The sequence below is a fragment of the Microcoleus sp. B4-D4 genome (assembly GCF_036705185.1).
Taxonomy (GTDB): Bacteria; Cyanobacteriota; Cyanobacteriia; order Cyanobacteriales; family Microcoleaceae; genus Microcoleus.
Genome location: NZ_JAUBTX010000009.1, coordinates 58,060 through 83,772 on the forward strand (window position 1 = coordinate 58,060; position 25,713 = coordinate 83,772).

The 25,713-nt window shown below is 44.5% G+C and carries 15 protein-coding genes; 8 read left to right on the plus strand and 7 right to left on the minus strand.

The window, feature by feature from the left end; genetic code table 11:
- Position 1: 1 nt before the first annotated feature.
- Positions 2–895, minus strand: a complete 894-nt coding sequence (locus QUB13_RS10475; protein ID WP_333255610.1) for an EI24 domain-containing protein — start codon at positions 893–895, stop codon at positions 2–4.
- A gap of 93 nt (positions 896–988) precedes the next feature.
- Here QUB13_RS10475 and QUB13_RS10480 point away from each other — a divergent pair, with 93 nt between their 5' ends.
- Positions 989–1,738: a 2-phosphosulfolactate phosphatase family protein gene (locus QUB13_RS10480; RefSeq protein WP_333380430.1), complete on the plus strand. Its 750-nt coding sequence runs from the start codon at positions 989–991 to the stop codon at positions 1,736–1,738.
- Between the two features lie 441 nt (positions 1,739–2,179).
- Here the strand turns inward: QUB13_RS10480 and QUB13_RS10485 are convergent, their stop codons facing one another.
- The 4 genes from QUB13_RS10485 to QUB13_RS10500 form a co-directional block, all read right to left on the minus strand.
- Positions 2,180–3,553: a lipid-A-disaccharide synthase-related protein gene (locus tag QUB13_RS10485; RefSeq protein WP_333380431.1), complete on the minus strand. Its 1,374-nt coding sequence runs from the start codon at positions 3,551–3,553 to the stop codon at positions 2,180–2,182.
- Positions 3,554–3,974: 421 nt separating this feature from the next.
- Positions 3,975–9,170 carry a PAS domain S-box protein gene (locus QUB13_RS10490; protein ID WP_333380432.1) on the minus strand — a complete coding sequence of 1,732 codons (5,196 nt, stop codon included), beginning with the start codon at positions 9,168–9,170 and terminating at the stop codon, positions 3,975–3,977.
- 435 nt (positions 9,171–9,605) lie between these two features.
- Positions 9,606–10,898 (minus strand): response regulator, encoded by a 1,293-nt coding sequence (locus QUB13_RS10495; protein WP_333380433.1) that lies wholly within the window; start codon positions 10,896–10,898, stop codon positions 9,606–9,608.
- A 633-nt stretch (positions 10,899–11,531) separates the two neighbouring features.
- Positions 11,532–13,850: a tetratricopeptide repeat protein gene (locus tag QUB13_RS10500; protein ID WP_333380434.1), complete on the minus strand. Its 2,319-nt coding sequence runs from the start codon at positions 13,848–13,850 to the stop codon at positions 11,532–11,534.
- Between the two features lie 438 nt (positions 13,851–14,288).
- On the opposite strand from QUB13_RS10500, the gene QUB13_RS10505 reads away from it, so the two are divergent.
- Positions 14,289–17,795 carry a glycosyltransferase gene (locus QUB13_RS10505; protein ID WP_333380435.1) on the plus strand — a complete coding sequence of 1,169 codons (3,507 nt, stop codon included), beginning with the start codon at positions 14,289–14,291 and terminating at the stop codon, positions 17,793–17,795.
- A 213-nt stretch (positions 17,796–18,008) separates the two neighbouring features.
- The gene (locus QUB13_RS10510; protein ID WP_333380436.1) at positions 18,009–19,334 is read left to right on the plus strand and encodes a GH39 family glycosyl hydrolase; all 1,326 of its coding nucleotides are present in this window, start codon (positions 18,009–18,011) and stop codon (positions 19,332–19,334) included.
- Between the two features lie 99 nt (positions 19,335–19,433).
- Here the strand turns inward: QUB13_RS10510 and QUB13_RS10515 are convergent, their stop codons facing one another.
- Together QUB13_RS10515 and QUB13_RS10520 are read right to left on the minus strand one after the other, a co-directional pair.
- Complete coding sequence (locus QUB13_RS10515; protein ID WP_333380437.1) at positions 19,434–19,745, minus strand: contact-dependent growth inhibition system immunity protein; 312 nt, start codon at positions 19,743–19,745, stop codon at positions 19,434–19,436.
- A complete protein-coding gene (locus tag QUB13_RS10520; RefSeq protein ID WP_333380438.1) occupies positions 19,742–20,281 on the minus strand; it encodes an RNase A-like domain-containing protein in 540 nt (179 codons plus the stop codon). Before QUB13_RS10520 ends, QUB13_RS10515 begins: the two co-directional genes overlap by 4 nt.
- A gap of 310 nt (positions 20,282–20,591) precedes the next feature.
- Between QUB13_RS10520 and rfbF the strand changes: the two genes are divergently transcribed.
- The 5 genes from rfbF to QUB13_RS10545 all read left to right on the plus strand — a co-directional run bounded on the left by rfbF (position 20,592) and on the right by QUB13_RS10545 (position 25,679).
- Entirely contained in the window at positions 20,592–21,368 is a 777-nt protein-coding gene (gene rfbF / locus QUB13_RS10525) for a glucose-1-phosphate cytidylyltransferase (protein ID WP_333380439.1), read from the plus strand.
- Between the two features lie 264 nt (positions 21,369–21,632).
- The gene (locus tag QUB13_RS10530) at positions 21,633–22,718 is read left to right on the plus strand and encodes an acyl-CoA dehydrogenase family protein (protein ID WP_333380440.1); all 1,086 of its coding nucleotides are present in this window, start codon (positions 21,633–21,635) and stop codon (positions 22,716–22,718) included.
- Between the two features lie 111 nt (positions 22,719–22,829).
- Positions 22,830–23,561 carry a cyclase family protein gene (locus QUB13_RS10535; RefSeq protein WP_333380441.1) on the plus strand — a complete coding sequence of 244 codons (732 nt, stop codon included), beginning with the start codon at positions 22,830–22,832 and terminating at the stop codon, positions 23,559–23,561.
- 149 nt (positions 23,562–23,710) lie between these two features.
- Positions 23,711–24,457, plus strand: coding sequence for a DUF1995 family protein (locus tag QUB13_RS10540; RefSeq protein ID WP_333380442.1), 747 nt, complete (start codon positions 23,711–23,713; stop codon positions 24,455–24,457).
- 454 nt (positions 24,458–24,911) lie between these two features.
- Positions 24,912–25,679 carry a metallophosphoesterase family protein gene (locus QUB13_RS10545; protein ID WP_194069461.1) on the plus strand — a complete coding sequence of 256 codons (768 nt, stop codon included), beginning with the start codon at positions 24,912–24,914 and terminating at the stop codon, positions 25,677–25,679.
- Positions 25,680–25,713 lie beyond the last annotated feature (34 nt).

The following is a 25,713-nucleotide window of genomic DNA, read 5'->3' on the forward strand; positions in this document are numbered from 1 at the left end:
TTTAATTTGTAATGTTAGTTTCTCCATCGCTATGAGTTTCTTCTGGGGCAAAGCGGGCCGGCCAAATGCGATCGCAAAAAAACAAAGTCCCCGCCGTCACGCACAGCGGAATCGCCAACAGATTCAACAGCGGAATGCTCACCAAACCCAAACACACTAAACCAAAACTCCCGCTCGCCGGCAAACTCGCCCGAATTAGCTCAAACTTCTCCTGAAAAGGCAGCTTCCGCCGCTCCAAAGGTGCATTTAAAAAGTCCAAAGAGACAATAGTCGCGCCTAAAGCAACGCCACCCAAACTGCTCAGAATAGATCCTGCGCCAGGGATAAAATTCAGCAGCAGCAGCGGTATACCGATGCTGAACAAAATTTGTAGTTTTCGCAGTTCAAAGCCGATTGCCAATTGAATATCCCGAAAAATACTCGCCAAATTCATTGGGGCTTCTGCGGGCAATTGACCGTTCCGCAGCAGTTCCAATTGTTCGGAAAGTTTGCCGTACCAGGGCGAACCTAAAATCACGCCAAACTGCACTAACAAAAATCCAATTATCAGCAAAAGTCCTGACACTAGGAGGACGCGCAGCAGCCAGCCGAAAGCGACTGTTAACACGCCAAGAAAGCTCAGCCAAGCTGGAAAACTCGCAATTAAATCATTAAATCGGACGGACAAATCTGCAACTAAAACGTCTATGCCTGCCAAACTGGGAAATAGCAAGCTTAAATAAAGACCAATACCAATTATAAAATTTAGCACCACGGGAACTAATACATAAGTCCACAGCTTGGGAGTTTGCAAAATCAGCGTGAAAGCTCGCAAAGGATAGGTGAAACCTGCCAGGAGTCCAATTGGTGCGGTAATGGCGGCGTGGGCGGGGTTTGAATTGAGCTGTTTAGACATATTTTCTGCTTTTGAGGACTTGACTCTATTTTCTATTATCCACTTTCCATTATTATTATTAATGATGAGGATTTATTGCAGGTAGCCCCAAAAGTGAAGCTTTTTATTTACCATACCCCGGAACTTACGCCAACCGACAAAATGCCGGCTTGCGCGATCGCAGTTGATGTGCTGCGGGCGACTACGACAATGGCAACGGCCCTGAATAATGGGGCGGAAGCTGTCCAAGTTTTCAGCGACTTAGATAAGCTAATGGCCGAGAGCGAAAAATGGCCTGCAGATAAGAGGATTCGCGCCGGAGAGCGCGGCGGCGGCAAAGTTGACGGATTTGACATGGGGAATTCCCCCCTCGACTGCACGCCAGAAAAGGTGACTGAGAAGCGAATTTTTATCAGCACAACTAACGGTACTCGGGCTTTGGAGAGAGTGCAAGCTGCAGCAACTGTGTTAACGGCGGCTTTGATTAACCGCAAATCTGTGGTGCAGTTTTTGTTGAATAAACAGCCGGAAACTATTTGGATTGTGGGTTCTGGTTGGGAAGGGAGTTATTCGTTGGAAGATACGGTTTGTGCTGGTGCGATCGCCCAAAGCCTGCTAGCAGAAAGCGGTATTCCGGCGATCGATTTTGCTGGTAACGATGAAGTATTTGGGGCGATCGCTCTTTATTTGCAGTGGGAAGATCGGCTGCACGAATTGCTGGAAAAAGCCAGTCACGGCCAGCGCCTATTGCGTATGGGCGTGATTGAAGATTTAAAATATTGCGCGCAATTGGATACTTTAGATGTGCTTCCCATGCAGCGAGAACCTGGTGTTTTGGTGAAGTCTGATTTTAAAATTTCTTAGGCTAATTTCAGGTTTCCATCTTGGCAAAAAATTAGGAATTAATTTTTTTGCGATTGCAGTTTTAGTAGGTGTGCTCTTATAGAATCCTACTTGAAAAACGACGCTAAAATTGGTTTGTAGTGCGAACTAAAGTCCGCACTACAAACCAAGGACTTGAATTCCCAAGGCTCGAATAACGGAAGTTATACTAAATTCGGGTTTATTATCCCATTTTTGTTATTGTTCGCGAACAATAACAAAAATGGGTCGGATACGTGGATTTAGTATTAGTAGTTAGCGAACAAGATTGTTTTTATAGAAAGTAGAATTAAAGATATTCCGTAGCAACATATAGCGGTTTTCAAGCGTGGTAAGGTATGCCCTGTTTGGCCAATGCCCTGTTTGGCCAATGCCCTGTTTGGCCAATGCCCTGTTTGGCCAATGCCCTGTTTGGCCAATGCCCTAATGTATTGGAGGCAATTTAGAATTACCGAACCGCTGAATTAAACACTCGGCAATTCTGGCGGCGGCACCGGGTTCTCCCATGCGGCGCAAGCCATTTTCAGCGATTAACTGCAATCTGTCGGGATCGCGGAACAAAGACTGTACTGCGCCGGCAACTTCGGCGGGATGTTTGACTAAAATTAATGACGGGCCTAACAGGCGACTTTGGGCTTCTGCAAAGGCGGGGGTAAATTGCGGGCCGTTTCCGGGAATGGCGATCGCGGGTTTTCCTAAACCGACAAATTGTTCTGTAGCGGTTCCGGCCATTGCTATTGCTACATCGGCTTCGTACAAACAATCGTTAAAACTTTGCTGAGTTAAAATCATCGTGGCGTTTCTCTGCACAAAGGTCAAGGGCAATAGCAAATTAGGAAATTCTTGCCGAATTTCTTGAGGGCTAGAAACGGGAGGCCGCAAAATACTTCCTTCTCGCCGCTGCGTTTTTGTTTCGCCGTCTTGTCGCCAGCCGAAAAATTCTAAAATAGGTCGCAAAGCTTCTAAGTTTAACTCGGGAGAAATGGCTCCGAAAAATAACAGTTTACGATCGGCAAACAAGGACAAAATTCCGCCTGCAGCCTCTACTATTAGCTGCCAATTAGCATAGGCTTCCGGCGCTCTAGAGCCGGGGAGTAAGGTGATGACGAGCGATCGCTCCTTTTCCCGAAACTCTGCATCAGGGCCGTAAAAACTGGCTGGGTTTTCCGGTTCGAGTCCGTCCATCATGGGATTGCCAAGATTGTAGGCGGAAATTCCCAGCTTTTCTAAAGTCTCGGCGGTTAGCGCATCCCGGACAAAAACGGCGCGACAGCGGTTTCTCGTCATCAACCAGCGCTCCCAAAGGAAATAAACCGATCGCGGCGACGAAATCCAAGCAAAAAAGCCGGATTTGCGAGCCAGAGGCCCGTTTTCGTCCCGCAAATAATAGTCGGACTTGGCGGTACCGACAAAAGCATAGGGCGCGCCAGCGAGCCAAGCAAACAGCAGCGGTACGATATCGCCGCAGGCTAAGATCACCGCGTCTTGATTGCCCGACTGTGTTTGCGATCGCACCCAAGCGCGGATCGCTTTAAACTGAGCTACGGTCAACTGCAGCAGGCCGCCTTTGACATCCCGCAAAAATTCCCTTCCATCCATGTAGATAAATCCGCCCGAAGGCATTCGCTGCACCGGGCCGATGATGCGGGCGTTTTCTAGTTGAGCGAAAGCTTGCCCTTCGCCCACTAGCGGAAACACGGCTAATTCTGGGGGGTGCGGGTGCTGTTGCAGTTCCCGCAAGATGCGAAGGGCGATCGCGTCTTCTCCGTGGCCGTTACTGAGGCAAAGTAATTTCAATCCCAACTCTCTCAAAAACTCTACTGTCAACAAATAGCCTAAAACCCCTGCGACTTCAGTCTAGCGATGAAAGGCTACTTTACAGGTTATTTTACCAGAAAACTCTTATTTTAAATAGCATAAAACACCGTAAAGTTGACCCAGATCCGGCGCGACTCAAAATTTATGTTGAGGACTTTCTTCCTCACTACAAACACATTTTATGTCAGGTAATTGAGCCGATACTATTAGATACCAAACCATGCTTAAATATCTTGATTTTTGATTTGACATCAAATCCTCTCTTCATCGGAATAGTAAATTCACTGTGAACAGTTAACAGTTAACATCATGTATGAGTGCAACCAGAATTGATTTGATTTGGCGCGGACATCCTTTGCTTGGTAACGATTTAAATCCCCAAACCCGAAAAACCGACGAGCTACTGCCCCTCGATATACTGCTTTAAAATCCTCCGAATTTGTTTGAGCTGAAATCCCTTAGCAAGTTGGCGTAAGTTCGTGACAAACGGCACTAATCTTGGTTCCAGAATTTCCAGATTAGCCGTTTCCTGAAAAAAATCTTCAATATCGCCCATAGCTGCGAGTTTCAAAAGTTTTGCTACCGACTCAGAAGCAGCAGCTAACAGAGCAGAATAAACAGGAAAATCAGATACTGGTGACAAACTGGAAGTTTTGCGCTTTTTGTTTCCCGAAGATGCTTCGTAAATCCATTCTAGTCCCAAATGAACGCGCAACTGTTCCAAAAAGTGATTTGCTTCGATCGGCTTGGGAAGAAAACCATCGCACCGGGAGAGGATGATCTCTTGCTGCACAGACTCGAAAACGCTAGCTGACATAGCGATTAATATCACATCTTTTAATTCCGGCAACTGCCGCAGTCTGCTTGCAGTTTCTAAGCCATCCATTACAGGCATCCGCAAGTCCATTAAAATCAGATCCGGGTGAAATTCAACTGCTTTGTAGAGGCATTCTTGAGCGTTCCCGGCCTCTGCAATTTCAAACCCCAAACGCCCCAGCAGCCTGCACAACAAATCGCGATTTAGTTGATTTTCTTCCAGAATTAGCACTTTCCGTTTGTTACCGACAAAACCGACAAGCCAGTGTTTGTCACGCAAAGGAGACACCTCCAAGTACCGTTTGGCTGCGGGCAATTCTACATCCAGCCAGAAAGTGCTGCCTTTTCCCAAAATGCTGTTGACGCGAATTTCGCTGCCCATCAGTTTCGCTAATTTCTGGCTGATTGAGAGTCCTAAACCCGTGCCTTCAACAAAGGTATTTCCTCCTACTTGGTGGAATGGCAAAAATATTTCTTCTAATTTATCTTGCTCTATTCCAGTCCCGGTATCCTCTATTTGAAAGCGAATTTTTAAAGCGTGTTGGGCTGCAATCGCATTATGGGCGAAACGCAGATAATTTTCTTTCAGTTCCGAACTCAAAATCGAGAAATCGTAATTTTCTTCTCTGCCTCTATTCCAAGCTTCTGTGCCGACATAGCCGACTTTTAAAGTTACTCCGCCGCTGTTAGTAAATTTTACGGCATTGCTGAGTAAGTTGATCAAAATTTGACGCAATCTTTTTCTGTCGATACTGACGCAGCTAGGCAGAGGAGATACTTGTTCGTAATTGAATAAAATTGCTTTTTGAGATGCCCGCATCTGAAACAGATCGGCAATATTTTTTGTAAAATTTAGAAAATTTAACTCTTCTGGGTAGAGTTTCATTTTTCTAGCTTCTATTTTGGAAAGATCTAAAACATCGTCGATTAACATCAGCAAGTGTTCGCCGCACTGTTGAATGTTGGTGAGACTTTCTTGGTGATCTGAGCTTAAGTCTTTGTCGGTTTTGAGGATTTGAGCGTAACCTAAAACTCCGTTTAAAGGCGTGCGGAGTTCGTGGCTCATGTTAGCGAGAAATTCGCTTTTGGCGCGGTTGGCGGTTTCTGCGGCTAATGCTGCTTGTTGGAGGGCGGCTTCTGCTTGTTTGCGATCGGCAATTTCGGTTTGTGCTTGTTGAAATAGTGTCGATTGCTGGATCGCGATCGCCAATTGCACGCACAGTTGTCGCAGCGCTTCTATTTCTGAGGAATCCCAGGAACGGGGGCCGCTGCAATCCTGGGCGATCAGCAGTCCCCAAAGCTTATTTTCAGCGGTGGGTTGGCTATGGGAAATGCTTTCTCGTGCTTGTAAAATCGGTACTATTAAGTTAGCTTTTACTTCAAATCCTTCGAGAAATTTCATATGGCATTCTGTCAAATTTTCTCGGTAAATATCTTCCATCGATCTAATATAGCCTTGCTGATAAACCTCAACAAATCTCTCTTTAAAACAGCCGTCAATATTGTTAAAATTTTGCAGTGAAATTCTATTGTTTGCCACGGACTCCACAACGACACAACCGCTCCAGTCGGGATTAAAACGGTAAATAACTGTGCGGTCTGTTTGCAAGAATTGTCGCACTTGTTCGACAGCAGCGGTGAGAATTTCTTCTAAATTGAGGGAGGAGCGAATGCGATCGAGCATGGCAACTACCAGCCTTTCTCGCCTTAATTGTTGCAGCAGCGCCATCTCGGCTTTTTTGCGTTCAGTGATGTCGGTAATTACTCCCACTAACCCGATTAAATTGCCAGTTTCATCTTTAATACAGTCGGCGCGAAATAAAGTTGTCAGTGGTTCGTTGCTTTTAGTTTTGATTTTGACTTCGCCTTGCCAAGATTTGCCTTTACGGATCGTTTTAAACATCTCTAGCAACACTTGATTTTGGGAGTATATTGCTGTTGCTCCGCCTGCTGCGTTCAATTCTTCTGCTGTGTAGCCGTACCGCCGAACAAAGGCTTGATTGTGATAGATCGATCGCCCTCTCAAGTCAGCAATGCAGATCGCGTCGCTGGTGCTTTCTACGGCTTGAGTCACCCGCAGCAGGTTTAATTCGGCTTGTTTGCGATCGGTAATATCTGTAATAGTGCCGATATAGCCTTTAATGTCCTGCTGTTCTCCGATTTCTGCGATCGCCTGACCGATCGCCCAAACTACACGACCGTCTGGATGCTGAAAGCGGTATTCTGATTTAAAAGGAATTTTGTCAATAATTGCTCGATACCATTCATTTTTCACCCGTTCCGCATCATCGGGATGAATGGCATTCATCCAGCCAGTTTCTGCTGCCAATTCTGCGTTTAATCCCGTGATTTTGCTCCACCGCTGATTCACATAAAGGCAATTGCCAAACGCATCGCTGTGAAATATGCAAACTGGCGATGCTTCTGCCAAAGTTTGATAGCGGCGCTGGCTCGATCGGAGTGCAGATTCTACCTGTTTTCTATTAGTAATATCGCGGACGATTGAAATTATTTCGCCGCCTGCAAGCATTGTCAGCGACAATTCTTGAGGGAACTTAGTACCGTCGTGGCGCTGACCAGTCGCTTCTATATTGCAGTACCCTTTTTCTAGGAAATTCGGCATTACTTCACATTCAAGATATTGAATTTCTGCGGGGCTGTAGAGTAGTTCCCATGTCTTTCCGTGCAGTTCGCTAGCGCTAGTCAAGCCGTACATTTTCAGATAAGCATCGTTTGAATAAATACATTCTTTGCGATCGTTAAAAATAGCAATACCGTCATAAGCAGCGCCCATAGCTACTGCTTGCCGCTGAAGTTCTGACTCAGCTTGTTTGCGAGAAGTAATGTCGTGACCGACTGAGTAGATTAAACCTTCTTCGCTAAATGGCGATGCCGTCCACAGCAGGTATTTGTAAGCACCGTCTTTGCAGATATAGCGGTTTTCAAAGCAGATACTGGGCGTACCGGCGATTAGTTTGGCTCCTTCGGCTGCGGTGGCTTTTCGATCGTCGGGATGAACAAATTCTAGCATCGGCTTGGCAAAAAGTTCAGCATTGCTGTAGCCCAGTGCCGTTGACCAAGCAGGGTTTAAACGTTTAAAATAGCCGTCGAAACCGATAATGCAAAGCAAGTCTAAGGAAATCGTAAAAAAGCGATCGCGCTCTGTTTGTGCCTGCTTTAACTCAGTAATATCGATCACTAAACCGTCCCATAGAATATCGCCTTCGCTCCTAGATTTGCTCTCATTATTGAGCCTTTCCGGTCTCGCGGCTCCTTGCAGCCACTTAACTTTTCCTGATGGCATAATCTGCCGCCACTGCTGCTGCCAAGGTTCCAGCGTAGCGGCTGAAACTGCTATAGATGTTTCTAAATCCAAGCGATCCTGTGGATGAAAACCGGAGAAAATTATTTCTGCATTTTGCTCTATTACTTCTGCCTCTAATTCGTATAGTTCGCGACTACCTGAAGAGACGTAGGGGAAAGACATTTCTCCTGTTACTGACCTTCGGAATTGATAAATTACTCCCGGCAGGTTAGCTACCAGTTTTTGAAATCGAAATTCGCTTTGTTCCAATGCTATTTGCTGCCGTCTGTATTCGGTAAAATCTCTAATTGTACCAACTATTACTTTACTGCCGTCGGCTCTTTTGAAAATACTTTTTTTTGTAGAAATGATGCGTTCTTGGCCTGCGGTGTCTGTGAAATTTTCTTCATTTTCCACACAAATTTCCCTAATCAATACTTCTTCATCTTTGAGCCAAAAAACATCCGCTTCTGATTTGGGAAAAAAATCATAGTCTGATTTGCCGATCAGTTCTTGTCGCGATTTGCCGAGCAACTGACAAAAAGCATCATTTAATATAATCCAGCGGTGCTGCTCGTCTTTGACAAAAATCGGGTCTGGCGTAGCATTTATGGTATGGTTTAAAAATTCTTCTGACGCTTTCAATTTGGCTTCATAGCGGTAGCGATCGCTCACGTCCAACACTACTTTAATCATCCGGTCGATCGAGCCATCTCGGCCGCGGATGCAGCGCAGCGAAATTCGCGTGTGAACTAGGTCGCCGTCTTTTTTGAACCATCTTTTATCACAGATGTAACCGTCGCTCGTACCTGCTAAAATCTGAGATAATTGTTCTATGTTAGTGCTTAAATCATCTGGATGAGTCAACTCGATCCAGTTTTTTTGCAAAAGTTCTTCGCGCTCGTAGCCCAGCAAATTGCACAGCGCATCGTTAACTTCTATCCAATTGCAATTTTCACCCATTGCGGGGTCAAGAATTGGAGCGATAATAGCAATTCCGATCAAAGAATTTTCCACCACCGAGCGATATTTTTCTTCGCTTTTTCGCAAAGCATCTTGACTGTTCTGCCGTTCTATGGCGTAACGGAGCGATCGAATTAACAGTTCGCCATCGATTTTTCTTTTGACTAAATAATCCTGTACGCCCGCCGAAATTAACCGCAGGGCAAGCTCTTCGTCGTTTTGGGCAGTCAAAACGACGATCGGCACATTTACCGCGTACTCTTGCACCCGAGCCACCGTCTCGATTCCCAGACTGTCAGGCAGTGAAAGGTCTAATAAAATTATGTCAAAACTTTCTTGACTCAATCGCTGCAGCGCTTCGCTGAGACGCTCTACTTTCGTCAGCAATATCTGCTGCCGGCCGCTCATTCCTGACAGCAAATCTTCAATAAGCTCAGCTTCCTGAGAGTTGTCTTCTACCAACAAAACTTTAAAGGAGGTAGGAGGCACAGCTAAGTTAAAAACTGCTTTCATAATATTTATTAATCAAAAATTTGTCAAGCTAACTTGGATTTGATCTTTTATTGCCAGGGCAGTTATTGAATTCCACCTACAGATACATTAGCAGTCAGTCGATTTTCGATTGGAGCATTGAAGATTTTAGATTTACTTGCAGCAGATGAATCCGCGAACTTGAACTTGAATCTCAATGTTGGGGCGTTCCACAACTTAAGTCTGGCGCTTGTATCTGTTTTTGGGCGGTGTGAGATTGTGCTGTAAGCGATCGCTACAAAAACGTCTTGAAGATTTATAATCATATCACAAAATTACTCCGCTGTCAACGCAAAACATTTTTAATCTCAACCTAAAATTTAACTTATACATTCTAGTTTTTGCCTTAAAATAGCGGAATCAATTAAGTTTAGCCTGCCTTCTAAGTTTCACATAAATACCTGCATCATGTCTCGATTAAGCAATAGTAAAATGAAAATTTGAACCTTGACTAGGTTCAGACTCCACCCAAATACATCCGCCGTGACGCTGCACAATCTTTTGACAAATTGCTAAACCAATACCTGTACCAGAGTATTCTCTTTGAGTGTGCAAGCGCTGGAAAATTTGAAAGATGCGTTCTTGATGCTTCACAGCAATCCCAATTCCATTGTCCGAGACCGAAAATAACCAATTTTCATCTTGTTGACTAGCAGTAATATGAACCGCAGGCGGTGCATCGTGGCGATATTTAATCGCATTGCTAACTAAATTTTGAAAAAGCTGTACTAGCTGAGAAAAATCCCCCATTACCGTTGGTAATTCGCTGTAACTAACAACTGCTTGAGTGTCGCGAATCGCCCCTTGCAGGTTTGCGATTGCTTGCTGGAGTGCGCGATCGCAATCTGTCGGTTCAAAAGGTTTCTGACTCCGGCCAACTCGCGAATATTCCAGCAAATCGTCAATTAAGGTTTGCATTCTCGTGCAGCCCTGAACAATATTGCCGATAAACTTACTAGCTTGGTCATCGAGTTGGTCTTTGTAGCGCTTTTCTAAAAGTTGAGCGTAGCTAGCAATGGTTCCTAAAGGCGCTTGCAAGTCGTGAGAAGCCACATAAGCAAATTGTTCTAGTTCCGCATTTGAGCGCGCCAATTCTTGGTTTGATTTTAATAGAGCAGATTCGGCGCGCTGGCGGTTTGCAATCTCTTTTTGAAGCAACAAATTTTGCTCTTGTAGAGCTTTTTCAACGGCGAGGCGGTGGCTGATTTCTTCTTGTAAAATTTGATTTTTTTCGTAAAGATTTTTTTCGACTTCCAAGCGGCTGCTGATTTCTTCTTGAAGCAGCACATTTTGTTGTATTAGCTGTTTTTGTAAATTCCGCAAGGTGAGATGACTTTCGATGCGTGCGAGCACTTCTTCAAACTGAAACGGCTTGCTAATGTAGTCAACTGCTCCCACAGCAAAAGCGTTTACTTTGTCGAATACTTCATCTTTAGCACTGATAAAAATTACGGGAATTTCCCGAGTTTTTTCTTCGGATTTCAGGTGCTGACAGACTTCGTAGCCGTTCATTTCCGGCATCATGATGTCGAGCAAAATCAAATCTGGAGGATTGGAATTGCAGGCTCTGAGAGCCATTTGCCCGTTAATCACGCAGCGGGGCGCGTACCCCCGATGAGTCAACATCGTAGACAACAGGCGCAGGTTTTCTGGCGTATCGTCTACTACTAAAATGTTTCCTAATTTTATCTCTGGTGGGTGATTATTCATTGATTATTTCCTCACTATAAAGTTATTGGTTATTGGTTATTGGTTATTGGTTATTGGTTATTGGTTATTGGTTATTGGTTATTGGTTATTGGTTATTCGTTATTGGTTATTGGTTATTGGTTATTGGTTATTGGTTATTGGTTATTGGTTATTCGTTATTCGTTATTGGTTATTCGTTATTCGTTATTGGTTATTCGTTATTGGTAATCTCGTGTCCGATGGATTGAAAACAATAAGATTGGATCGCACGCGCGATCCGTTTTTGTTGTGGTGAGCGATCAGGCATTAGTCATCAGGAAGAAGGAAGAAGGAAGTTCGGCAACGAGCAATGTACGGGATGTAACGGATGTAACGGATGTAAGTCCGATGTAAGTCCGATGTCCGTCGGAAGAAGGAAGAAGGAACAAGAAAAAAATAAAAGGAACAGGAAAGCAGGAAGAATTAAGTTTTTAGGAATGTTTTCAGTAATTAAGAAATTCCTCACCATCTTGGGGTGGCTAAACTTAACTTTTACTCATATAAAAACAATTTCTTAGTAAGAAGATTGGATAAATAAAACGAATAATTCGCTCATAAACCAGTTTTTTAGCCGTTTGCTTTGTGCAATTACTGTGAGTCTTCGTTTACCAATCTTCAAACCTCCAGCAGCAGAGTCAAAGCGTTATTGTACCAAGTCAATCCTTTATTTAAAACCTTAAATCCAGCTACTTTGCACATAGATTCTAAAGCAGAAGCTGTAGGCAACCACCACCACGGCCCAAAGTCGTTGATGTCAAAAACTGCTTTCTCAATTACTCCAAGAATTGGTGTGCCGTAGGTGTATTGCTGCCAGTAAGCTGCTAATATAGAGCGTTCTGCTTCGCTCAAAGCGGGAATGAAGATTACCCCAGAAGCTGGAATTTCGTAGCGCCCCCGCTCGTTTTCTATAACTTCTTGGGTAATAGCTGAAGTTAAGATTAAATACTGCCCTGTTATTTGACGCAAGCTCATTAAAATTTGCAAAGGGTGGGGGTGATGGTACAAAACTCCTGCACAGTGGACTACACCGTAAGGTTCGCCAATTTCTGCGGGCTGAATCTGAGTTATATCTCGACTGATACAATTATAATTAGCAATATTTAAACTTGCCATGCGATCGCGAAAATCTTGCCAAATTTCTTGTGATGTGGGGGTGACATCAATCATTGTTAGAGAAACTGCACCGTATTTGCTTGCTACAGATACTTTTTCGTTGACGGTTCCCCACAAGCCGCCGACTTCTGCAAAAGTCTGATTTTTGACGACTCGGGCAATGTAGCGATCGCGAATATCGTCAATTTCCAACTCTAATAATAGACTGCGATCGCCACTTTGATGTTTTTGATCCAATATTTGCGCTAATTTTGCAGATATTGCTGCATCTTCCGGCCGAATTTCTAATGCCATCAAGTACAAAACAATCGCTGCGTCAAGCCGATCGCCATCAACAAACTTTTGGGCGGTTTCGCAGTAAAATTCTGGAGAGTGCAGCGGTTGCAATTCGTGGTGATAGTAGCTGGTTGCGGAGTCTAAATTTGCTGGAGTTCTTTCGCTCAAAGCGGCGGCTAACTTGGCGTAAATTTTTGGGAGAGAAGGCTCGATTTGTAAGGCGCAAAGGTAAGCGGAAACAGCCTTATTCCAGTCGTGCATTTCAGTCAAAGCATCGCCTAGATTGTAATAAGACCAAGCAAAATTTGGGTTGAGTTCAATGGCACGCTCATAAGCGGTAGCGGCTGCTTTCCACTGCTGGGTTTTCAACAGCGTTTCTCCTAAATTGTGGTAAGTCCAAAAAAAATCTGGATTGAGTTCGATCGCCCGCTGGTAGGCGAAGGTTGCAGCCAACCAATCCTGGAGTTTAACTAAAGTCAAAGCTAAGTTATAATGAGACCAAAAAAAATCGGAATTAAGGGCGATCGCGCTTTCGTAGGCTGTGGCAGCTTCCGACCATTTTTCGAGTTGAAAAAGCGCCTCTCCCAACTTGTGAAAAAAGCCAGAACAATTCGGATCTAAGTCAACAGCCTGCTGGTAGGCTGCGGCGGATTCCGACCATTTTTCTAATTTGCCGCAAGCTTCGCCGATGCTGTAGTAAGACCAGGAAAAATCAGGGTTAATTTCAACAGCCGTGCGGTAGACAATTAAAGCTTCTTGCCATTGCTCTAGCTCTAGCAAAACTGCGCCTAAATTAAAATAACACCAAAATGAATTCGGATTCAATTCAATACTTTCGCGATAGGCTTTTTCGGCTTCGTTCCAGAGTTGTTTCTCTTGAAAAACTCTTCCGAGTTTGTAATGAAATTCCGAAATATCTGGTTGAATTTTAATAGCTTGATGGTAGCTTAAAATAGCTTCATCCCAATGTTTTAGCTCGGTGGCTGCTTCGGCTAATTGGCAGTAAGCTTCGCAAAAACTAGGGTTTAAATAAATGGTGCGACGATAACAAATTATGGCTTTTTGAATTTTATTTTGCGCCAATAAAATATTACCTAAATCTAGATATTCTGAGGCTGTTTCTATCGGTTCCACCATGAGTGCTTGATAGGAGCAGTCTGCTGCTTTTTCTGGTTGACCGAGTTGGGTAAATATGCGGCTCAAATTGCGGTAAAATCCTGCACATCCGGGTTGCAGGGAGATAGCTTTTTGGTAAAAGGCGATCGCCTCTTGCCACTGTTGCAAACTAGCGCTGAGCGTGCCGAGGTTAGCAAAAGCTTCGGCAAAATCGGGTTTGTGGGCGATCGCAACTTTATACCAATACTTTGCGTCTTCTAGATTGCCCTGAGCTTGCAGCGCCTTCCCTAGGGTTTTGCAAGTCTCGGCAGAATCGGGGTGCGATGCGAGAATTTGGTGGCAAAGTGCGATCGCCTCCTCCAACTTCCCAAAAGCTAAATATATTTCTGCCTGTTGTTGCAAATCAAGCGCTGCTGTTTCTGAATTCACTTACCGCGTTCCTGTTGAGTAATAATGACCTGTATGATTGTAGAGCAAAACCTGTCTAATTTCCAGATTGTGCACAGACATCTGCTTTACTGTAAATACCGGAGCGCCTGCTGGGCATTTGTGCGATCGAACTTTAAGTGAATTTGCACAAAAGTAGAAGAAAAACCAATTTAGATTACACTAAAATAGCAACCAGTTAAGTAAATCCACTTAATCAAACGCCAAATACGGATCGCGATCGATATTGTGATGTATTTTTCTTCCTGCTTGCCTCTTCCTGATGACCAATAACCAATAACTAATCACCAATGACTAATCACCAATGACTAATAAAGTTCGCGAGCGGGGACGTTCGCGCTAATGACCAATGACTAATGACCAATGACCAATGACTAATGACCAATGACTTTTTCCTTATACTTAAAAGCGAATCAAATAATGTCAACAGTTAATCAAACACCGCTAGTCAGCGTAATTATACCAGCATATAATGGCGATCGCTACATCGCGCAAGCAGTAGAAAGCGCGATCGGGCAAACTTTTACAAATTTGGAAATTATCGTTGTAGACGACGGTTCCACAGATGAGACACATCAGGTATTGCAGCCTTATCTGGACAAAATTCGCTATGTATATCAAGAAAATCGAGGAGTAGCAGCCGCCCGCAACCGAGGAATTCAGGAAGCAAAAGGCGAATTTATAGCATTTTTAGATCAAGATGACTTCTTTTTACCCGATAAATTAGCCGCACAAATAGCACTGTTTCGCTCCTCACCATCATTAGGAATTGTCAACAGTGGCTGGCGTTTAGTTAACGAGCAAGGCGATGCAATTTCCGACATCACACCTTGGCTGTATTTCCCCAAATTAAACTTAGAAACTTGGATAGTACAAATGCCCGTACTTCCCAGCGCCATGATGTTTTCGCGCCAGTGGCTGGAAATTGCCGGCGGGTTTAACTCAGAGTTTGATTCAGTAGACGATTCAGATTTAGTGCTGCGTTTAGCAGTGCTGGGTTGCGAAGCAGCTTGGCTCCCTCAAATCACAGTATCCTACCGCCAGCACGACAAAAATGTATCAATCAAAAAAGCCCTGAAACAAGCAAATCTTTTTATTACCTTAAAACAGCAATTTTTCGCCAACCCCGATTTACCGCAGCACATCCGCGAATTAGAAAATCCGGCTTTCTACGAAGCATTGACTTGGATGGCGTGGCAATTGTACTATAGTAACTATCCAGTTGAGGCGGTTGATTTTTTTCAAAAATCTCTCCGCTACAGTCCCTATCCAGCAAAAAAAACAGTCACAAATTGGCTCCAACGTCTGGCTTCTATTGCCCTAGTTTACCGACGTACAATCGACTTTGAAATATTAAGAAATTTATCGAACTGGAAAAAGTTAATGGCTAGCATACTTTCCTCAAAAACACCCAGAGTCAGCGTCATTATCCCGGCATACAACTGCGAACGCTACATTGTGAATGCCTTAGAAAGCGCGATCGATCAAACTTACCAAGACTGGGAAATCATAGTCGTAGACGACGGTTCTACAGACAACACTCGCCAAGTTTTAGATGCTTACCGCGATGTAATTCAGTACGTCTATCAGGAAAATCAAGGAGCAGCAATAGCTCGGAATCGCGCTTGCGAGATTGCCAGAGGCGAATTTTTAGCTTTTCTGGATGCTGACGACTTTTTTCTGCCAGAAAAACTTGCAAAACAAATTGCTTGTTTTGAAGCTGACCCCTCTTTAGGGATGGTACAAAACGGCTGGTTGATGGTTGATGAAACCGGAAAAGATATCTACGCATCCGTCCCTTGGGAAGACTCGCCCAACTTAGATTTAGAAACCTTTGTTCTTTACAAAAGCGTGCGTCCCAGCGCGATGATGCTGCGACGCGAGTGGTGGGAACGTCTGGGCGGTTTTGACCCTCGCTTTCCGCCAACCGAAGATTTAGATTTTGCTTTGCGTTTGACTTTAAAAGGCTGCAAATGTGCTTGGTTGAAAGAGGTATTAACCTGCTACCGCCAGCACGATAAAAATTTGATGTCCGGCGGGCAAAAAGTGATGAAAAGTATGGAAATTGTGATGGAGCAATTTTTCGCCAGACCCGATTTGCCCGATCGCATTCGCAAATTAAAAAAGGCAGAACGTTACAAATGTTTAGTGTGGATAGCGTGGCGGATGTACCGCGACGGATATTTGGCAGAGATGGTCGAGTGTCTGCAAAAATCGCTGTACTATACTCCTTTTACTGGCTCGGAAACTGTTTTCAAATGGTTGGAAACTTTTAGAGTTTCTTCGGAAGAATACAGCAATAGTTTTGATGCTTATGCCTTGACCAATTTACCAGAATGGCAAGAGATAGTTGTAGAGGCTGTCAACAATACCTATCAATTTAAATCAGCCCCTAGTTCAAGTTCCCGTCAATTGGGAAGGCACGTACTCCTGTACGCAGAAGACCACGGAATCGGCGGTTTAGCGCAATTCAACCACTCGCTGCTTTGCAAATTAGCAGCCGACGGCTACCGAGTTACTAGCGTACAAACTAAAACTTCTAATCCTTTAATTACCGAACAGCAGCAGCTAGGTATCGAGCATATTTGGCTGGAGTTCGACACGATGAAGGAGTTTTTGCGAATTGCTTACAATTGTGCGGATGCTGAAAGAATTTATGCAGAAGCTCAACCGGATTTAATTATCTTTAGCGATGGCTGGCCGATCGCAAATTTTGCTGCGAAACAAGTGGCGATCAAGCAAAACATACCTTATGTAATTACTCTCGGTTATATCGATCGCACTTATCAACATTTCAACCGTGGCGATCAAGTTCCCTATTTCGATGCAGTCGCCTATCAGTACGATTTAGCCAAATCCGTAATCGCTGTTTCCCACGAAAATTTAAACTTGTTCAAGAGTTTGTTTAAAACACCTCTGGAACAGGGAAAAGTTATTTATTACGGCAGGCCGGACAGTTATTTTGAACCGCCCAATCTTTCCAACCGCCAGCGCTTGCGCCGAGAACAAGGCATCCCCGAAGAAGCTGTGGTTTGTTTCACGGCGGCGAGACTGACTCCAATTAAAGGATATCAGTATCAATTGCAGGCGATCGCCCAACTGAAAAATCTGCCAATTTGGCCGCAGCTATACTTTGTGTGGGCCGGCCCCGGTTCTACCACTCACGACAATATGGAGCCGGAATTGACAGCAACTGTTAGCGAATTAGGAGTCACCGAACAAGTTAAATTCTTAGGACAGCGGTGGGATATTGCCGATTGGTTGGACGCCAGCGACATCTTTATTTTATCTTCCGAATCCGAAGGAATGCCGCTCGCAATTATGGAAGCAATGGCGAAAGAACTGCCCGTAATTGCTACAGCAGTCAGCGGTATTCCCGAAGAGTTGGGAGACACCGGAAAGTTAATCGCCGATCCCAAAATTGACCCGAAACAGACAGCGCGAGAGTTAGCAGAAACGATAGAACTCTGGGCACAAAACCCCGAATTGCGGAGGCTTGCAGGACAAGCTTGCAAACTGCGGGCTGCAGAAATGTTCAAGGAAGAACGGATGCTTGTGGAATACGCAGAAGTTATCGCAGAAGTCTTATCTGCTAGCAGCAATCGAGATAAATTTGCGCTCGCTCCAAAAGTCCAAAAGCAGATTCAGCAAGTTGACAGTATGCTAAATTACTATTATTTAGTATGGCAGGCATGGCAAGCTTTCGATCGCGGAGATATGTCCGGGATGGTGGAGAAGTTGCAGTTATCATGGAAATGCACGCCGCTGTTTACAACGGAAACTATTTTGAGTTGGATTACAAATTTTGTGGTCTTATCTTCAGAAAAGGGTGTTAAACTCGATACTTACTCGCTAGTTGATTCTGAAGCTTGGCAAGAATTGATAGCATCAATCCAGGGTTTTGAAGTTGCCTTGTCTGTTCGTTAAGACTTTGTGCGTTACCATGTCTAAAAAATGGTTCGCATTAAAGAATGCAAGTCCTTGTTAGTTGGTAGTAATAACTTGCATTCTTTCTTGGCTTGTGGTAAAAAATGCAAGTCTTTCTTATCTAAAATCTTTTAGGAAGGACTGAAGTCCTCACTACAAACTTACTAAGGTTTGTCATTGCTTCCTGTTGTTCACTTCGCCAGCAAATACAATATGCAATTCACCTTCAAGTTCAAACCTATTAACAAGCTGCTGCCAATTTGCTTGGCGGTGGTAACTATGCTGTTAATCGCCTATTTTGGGCAGCAAAGAGCGATCGCCCAAATGCGATCGAACATCACAGTAGATTTTGGACAACCAGCCGTCGGTATAACGTCCATGAGCGGCATTTTGCACGGCATCGACCCCAGCAAGCCCCCAGACAACTTAATCAAACCCTTGCAGCCGAAGCTGTGGCGCGCGGGAAGACTAGACATTTACGATCGAGTAATTGCCAGCGGAGCCGAGTTTCAACTATTAGTTAGCGACCTCTGGGGCTACGGTAGCAATCCCAATGGGTGGCCCTATCAAAACTACCCCGCGTGGGAAGCATTCATCCGACAGTTAGCCCAGCAAAATAAAGGCAAAAAAATTATTTGGGATGTATGGAATGAACCCGATTTAAAAAATCCATTTTGGAATGGTAGCAGAGAACAATTCTTTGAAACCTACAAAAGAGCTTACAAAATTTTGCGGGAAGAATTGGGGCCAACAGCCGTGATTGGCGGGCCGAGCATTAGCACTTACAACAAAGAATACCTCGCCGCCTTTTTGGATTACTGCAAAGCCAACAAACTAGAAGTAAATTTCCTAGCTTGGCACGAACTCAACGATACGATAATTTTATTTGTGGACGACCACGTAATCGATGCCAAACGCAATTTTCAACAAAGTCCTTTTTACAGGGAACTGAAATTGCAAAAAATTTACGTTAACGAAATTGTTGGGGAATTAGCTCAATATCAGCCGGGGGAAATTTTAGGTTATTTGTATAACTTGGAGTATGCAAAAGCTGATGGTGCTTGTAGGGCTTGTTGGGATACAACCGGAGTTCAAAAAGTTAGCAATTGCTTCAACAATACGCTGAGCGGGATGGTTACGCCTAATACTTTTGAGCCTAGAGCCGCTTGGTGGACATACAAAGCTTATGCTGACGGAGTGAATTCGCGGGTCCTGAGCCGATCGGATAACGATCGCCTTGTCGCTTTAGCCAGCAAGTCAACTCCTGAAGGTAAAGCACAGGTACTTTTAGGTTATTTCGATCGCAATTATTCCTCGGCCACAACCGTTACCTTGACGCTGGCAAATTTGCGGCAATTAGGTATTGAAAAAAATCAAAAGATTACTCTGAAATTAGAGAAAATTCCCAACAATCTAGAAGGCGCTGTGCCAAAACTTATTACTGTCAAAGAAGACACTGTTGCGGTTGGGGGAAATAACTTTAATTATGTTATTTCTAATTTCAAGGTTCATGAAGGTTATGTGTTGACGATTAGGTAATATGGCGGTTGAAACCGCCAGACAGTTAAACGAAAAGGTCGGCAGAGCCTCCAGATATGCGTTCCCAGGCAGAGCCGGGAACGAGTATAATTCGGCGGTTTAAACCGCCGAATTATGTGGATTCGTCAAAGATTTTTGCACGGATTCCAGCCATTCTCTGACTGTTTGATTTTCCGATTGTGGGTCATAGTAACAGCCTAATTCATCGAGGATGAATGTTTCTAAGTCGGCTGGGGCGATCGGCATTTCTAGCAGTTTTCTGAGTTCTTGCGATGCGGCTTCAACACTTTCGGCAGGTTCGCTGCTCAGGTAGTTGTTCACTACATCGCTGGGAGTGTCAGCTTCTAGCGGCCAGTCTTGGTGAAAGTAGGAACTGAAAAATTGGGTTAAATTAGGAAATTGATTGATCATTCGGGATAAGCTGTGAGAATAAAGTATCCGGGAGGTAATTTGGCACTGCGCTGGAGGACGATTTTCAGGCGAGATGCTGAAGTTGCTTTCGATGCGCGGCGACGCAAAGTAATGCCAATTATTCTGTTGGCGTTATAGTCGATCGTATAACGATTTCCTCGACTTTTAACCCAGGAGTCGATCGCACTTTGGTTTCTGTTCATTGCTTCCGCAATGGCCGCTTCGGCGACGGAACGGTCAGTAAAGGAAGATGCGGCAGAAATTCTCGTTTCGCTTGCGAGTCGCTGTGCTAGTTGTGCTTCTGTTTTGCCAACGTGTCTTTCTAAAGTATGTCCTCCTGCGGCTTCGTGAACATCCAATCCGCCGCCCGGTATGCTAGGCACAAAAGCTAGAGTGGTTTGTGGTATGCTGGAAATTTCCGACCCAATAACCGTGGCGTAAACATCAGGTATTGCCGATTGGAATAAGATTGTTATTGAGGCGATCGCGCCTAGGATACCTAAAAACTGTTTGAGACGATCAAATTGAGTTCTCATTGCTGTTTATTATGTTCATTTGCAGAGTTATATACTATTTTTTTTCTACTTCATATTTTACCATTAGTTAGTTAAGAATTGCGCGCAGCATTTTAATATACGGTGCGCGGTGCATCGCCCTAGAATTACTGCGATGGCGATTATTCATAAATTTAAGGTTAGCGGTACTTACCCTAGAATTATTGAGCATAGGGGATGATTTCTGCGCTTCACAAAGCTTCACTAACCGCGAAAAAATGTTAATAATTATTTAGAAAAAATACAAATAATTGATGATACATTAATTGATGAGCTTTCAAAAGGTGGAAAAATGCAAGTAGTTATCCTCGCTGGCGGCCTCGGTACTCGTCTCAGAGAAGAAACAGAATTTCGTCCAAAACCTTTAGTTGATGTCGGCGGGCGTCCGATTATTTGGCACATCATGAAAATCTATGCCTACTATGGCTTCCAAAACTTCATTGTGTGCTTGGGCTATCGCGGGAACATGATTAAGGAATATTTCCTCAATTATGAAGCTATGAACAATGACTTTACTGTCTGTCTGGGACGCAAAAATAGCATTACCTATCATGAGGAACATCACGAACAAGATTTTAATGTAACGCTGGCTGACACTGGCGCAGAAAGCTTGACGGGAGGACGGGTGAAACGGATCGAAAAATATATCGATGACGAGAATTTCATGGTGACATATGGTGATGGAGTTGCTGATGTCAATATTGATAAATTGATGGAGTTTCACAAGTCTCACGGTAAGCTAGCAACTGTGACTACATTTCGCCCGATTTCGCGCTTTGGAATTTTGGATGTAGACAGCGATAGCCGCGTAGTAGAATTTACTGAAAAACCTCAAATAGACGGCTGGATTAGTGTTGGATATATTGTGTTTAACCGCCGGGTATTTGAGTATTTGGATGGGGATGATTGTGTTTTAGAACAGGAGCCGATGCAGCGTTTGGCGGCAGAGGGACAGTTGATGGCTTACCGTCACGAGGGCTTTTTCTTTGCAATGGATACTTACCGAGAATACAAGTATTTAAACGAACTTTGGGATGAAGGGAAGGCTCCTTGGAAAGTGTGGAAATAAGTTATAGAATTTCTCAGAAAGATGAGGTGCTCTCGTGGGCATAGGGCATAGGGCATAGGGCATAGGGCATAGCTCACCACGCTTGAGAACCCCTATATACCAAATCCGGGTTTGGGCTCCCCTTTATGAACCAGTCGGCGCCGACATCGTTTGACTTTCTGGCGGTTTCAACCGCCGAATCATAAAAGGGGTGGCTCAGATTTTGTATTAGTTGTGGGGCTTTCTGAAATAATAGTAAGGCCAATTTTAAAACAATCATGAAAAATGGATTTTGAAGAAATTCTCCACAGCACAAAAAGTTATCTCAAAGAGTGTGTTGTACCCCGCGCCGAAGTTATCGACGGCGACTCGGAAGCGCTGAAAATAGCAGTTGCTGGGTTGGAAAGTCGATCGCTCTTAGCGTTGCGAGTTCCGCAAAAATGGGGCGGCGCGGACATTCCACCGGAGCTTTTTTACCAATATCAGGAATTGACGGCTCGATATTCCGGCGCTTTGTCTTTCCTGCAAACTCAGCACCACAGCGCAACTGCGATGATTGCCAGCAGCGACAATGAAATGCTAAAAAGTAGATACTTGGGCGCGATCGTCGCCCAAAAAGGGTTACGCTTAGGTGTTGGGTTTTCGCATTTAAGGCGATCCTCTTCGAGGGCTTCGCTAACGGGCAAACCGGCAGTCACCGCAACTCCCACAAAGGATGGCTATTTACTGTCGGGGAATATTCCTTGGATTACAGGTTTTGGCTTGTTTCAAAAGTTTATTGTGGCTGCGCTACTTCCAGACAATCGCGCGGTTTTTGGTGTGCTACCTTTTGCCAATATCGATCGTGAATATGGTAAAATAGCTGTCAGCGAAATCATGCAGTTAATCGCCATGAACTCGACTAATACTGTGACAGCAACTCTCGATAATTGGTTGCTGCATGAATCGGAAATAATTTCGGTTAAACCTGTCGGGTGGATAGCCGAAAACGACAGCAAAAATATCCTGAATTCTGTGCCGGCTACTTTTGGCTGTATTCGATCGGGATTGGATGTAATTGCAACAGTGGCGACTGCTAAAGATTCGCCTGTGATAGCGACGGCTTGCCAAAAATTGGAGCAAAAGCTCGATCGGCTAAAACAGAATTTCCGACAATCTCAACATAGCTCAAAAGCAGAACAATTAGCGCTCCGAGCCGCAGCCATTGACTTAGCGGTGCGTTGCGGGCACGCAGCAGTTGTAGTTTCCGGCGGTGCGGCTAACGGTATCCAGCACCCCGCCGGGAGAGTTTATCGAGAAGCTTTGGTGTATACTGTTTCCGGGCAAACCAAGGACGTGATGGAAGCTGCGCTCGATCGAATTGTCAGCTAGCTTTTAGTCCGCTAGAAGTGGACTTCGCTTGACAAGGAGCGGTTTCAACTGCCGATTCATTTGTGCTTGACAAGGAGCGCTTTCAACCGCCGAAATTCTTCATTTTTGCCGATGACAAACAACTTTAACTCAAACAATTTAAAAACGATCGCCTACAGGCAAATTATCGACTTAACCCATGCAATTCATCCAAATATTCCCATCTGGCCCGGAGATCCGGCGATCGCATTTGAAACCGTATCTCAAATAGAAAAACACGGCTATTTCCTGAGAAAATTTTCAATAGGAGAACACAGCGGCACTCACATCAACGCACCCAACAGCTTCGATCCAGCAGGCGCGAGTGTTGATAGTTATGCGCCACAGTCGCTAGTTTCGCCCGCAATTGCGATCGACATCCGCGAGGCAACTGTTGCCAATCCAGACTACACTTTAACTGTAAGTGATATATTAAATTGGGAACAACAGCACAAACTTATAGAACCGGGAAAGATCGTTTTATTGTATACTGGGTGGCAAGAAAAATGGGATAACAAGCAAGCATTTTTCAATCCAGATGCAGGCGGAATTTGCCACTTTCCCGGATTTGGCAAAGCAGCAACTCAATTTTTGCTGGAAGAACGCTCAGTCGCTGGAATAGGAACCGATACCCACGGAGTAGATCCAGGACAAGATGAAAGTTTTGCGGTTAACAAAATGGTATTGGGAAAGCAGCGAATAGTGCTGGAAAATCTAGCAAATCTCCACTTGTTACCTGCTACTGATATCACTTTGGTTATCGGAATATTACGTTTGTTGGGAGGCTCAGGCTCACCCGTGTCAGTGTTAGCTTTTGTAGCTTAAACGCTTGCACATTTAAAGTGTTTGTTGGGGCTGGTCTGAAGCGCACCTCACTCATGGTTGCATGATTGTTTGATATAAAATGTTAGTGTTGATTAGCTTATTGCGGTAAAATTAAAGTGAGAGAAGTCGAGTAAAAATAATTAAGATTGATGACAGAACTGCCAAAGGATCTCAACGAGGCGATCGCCCAATCGCGCATTGCAACAGCCGCCGCCCTCTCGGACGGCAAAAATCTCCTGCAAGTCGAATTAGTATTTCCCGAAATAGCACTGCAAGCACAGTCTATCGCCCAACAATTTCTCCCAGAATTTGAGGAAATTCACTCTGGAGTCAAAGTCTTTTTTCCCGATACCGGTGCGGCGGCCCTCGCCCGTCGCGACTGGGGAGAAACACTGTTTAAAGTGACTGATTTGGGTAGCAGCCGCACCCCTATTGAAGAGAAAATAGCACCGGAAGACGAACTGTTTTTGTTAGTGAATCCGGCGGCGGTAGAAGTGGCGCAAGTCGAAAAACTCTACTTAGCGACGGGGGGGCGTCCGGTAATTATACTCAACCCGCGACTCGAAGATGTTGCTACTATAGGTATAGGCTATGCAGCCCGCCAATTGCGCGATCGATTCCTCAACAAAATCGAATCCTCCTACTACATCAGGCCCCTAGACAATGCGGCTTTATTCCGCTGTTACCCGCAACCCTGGCAAGTTTGGCTGGAAACAAATGACGAATACGAACTAATTTCTGAAACCGCCCAAAAACCCGTCGGAGACGATTTAGAGCGGATTTTAAACAAAGCTTTGGGAACCGTCGATCCAAATTCCAACGCACCTGTTAAACCGCTAAAAAAGAAAAGTTTTTTGGCAGAACTTCAGACTTTTCTCAGAGCTTTGACTCAGTGAGATTTGTTAACGCTCGATCGTGGTATTGTAGGGTGCGTCAGCTAGGATTATTTTTGATTTATATAGATAGGTCTTGACTGACGCACCCTACAGAAGTGAGTTATTTTCGAGTCAATCGATCGACAAATAACTGTCGAGTAAATCTAAAATCTAAAATCTAAAACTCGTACTGAGCGAAGTCGAAGTATCTAAAATCTAAAACTCGTACTGAGCGAAGTCGAAGTATCTAAAATAGATTGACTCAGTAATAACAGTTGCAGAAACGCAATGAAAAGCTTGCCAGTTTTGCTATCTGTAGCAAGGCAAACAGATATTAGGGAAAATTACTGAATCTCGATCGCAAGGACTATAATGGGTGAGACCCCTCCTCCCTAAAGAATGAAGGAAATAGCATCAAAATCAGATGGTATAAGCAAGTAATTGGGGTTTTGAGTCAGGGAAGCGGATAAACACAGTGGAGTACCGACGCATTGTTATCGGGGACGTACACGGGCATTACGACGGCTTAATGCTCTTGCTAGAGGCACTTGCCCCGAGCTTGAAGGATCGCGTTTATTTTTTGGGAGATTTAATCGATCGCGGGCCCAAAAGCGCTCAGGTATTAGATTTTGTGCAGCACAGCCCCTACCAAACTCTGCTGGGAAACCACGAACAACTAATGCTGGAGGCTTTGTCGGGGCCGCAGGTGGATATGCGGGCGTGGCAATTTTGGATGTACAGTGGCGGGGAGGCGACAGTCGCCAGCTACAAAGAGACAGGGATGATGCCGTACAAACACTTAGATTGGCTGCGATCGCTCCCTACGTACATTGACTTAGGCGATATCTGGCTGGTACACGCCGGCGTGCATCCGGCTATGCCAATTAACGAACAGTCTAGCGAACAACTGTGCTGGATTCGCAAAGAATTTCACACGATATCGAAACCGTATTTTCCCAACAAATTAATTATTACCGGTCACACGATCACCTTTACCTTTGAGGGTGTGAGGCCTGGAGAATTAGTCAGGGGCCAAGGGTGGTTGGATATTGACACGGGTGCTTATCATCCCAAAAGCGGCTGGCTGACTGGATTTGACCTCAACTACCGCAGAGTTTATCAAGTAAATGTGTTTAACAATCAAGTCCGAATTGTGCCGTTTGACGAAGTTGTCCGACAATTGAAGCCGCAGATTACATTCCCGAAAAGTCAGATTAACCCTGTTGTTCAGCAGCAGGGTTAAATTAAGTTGTAGGGTGCGTTAGTTTGAGTCCGAT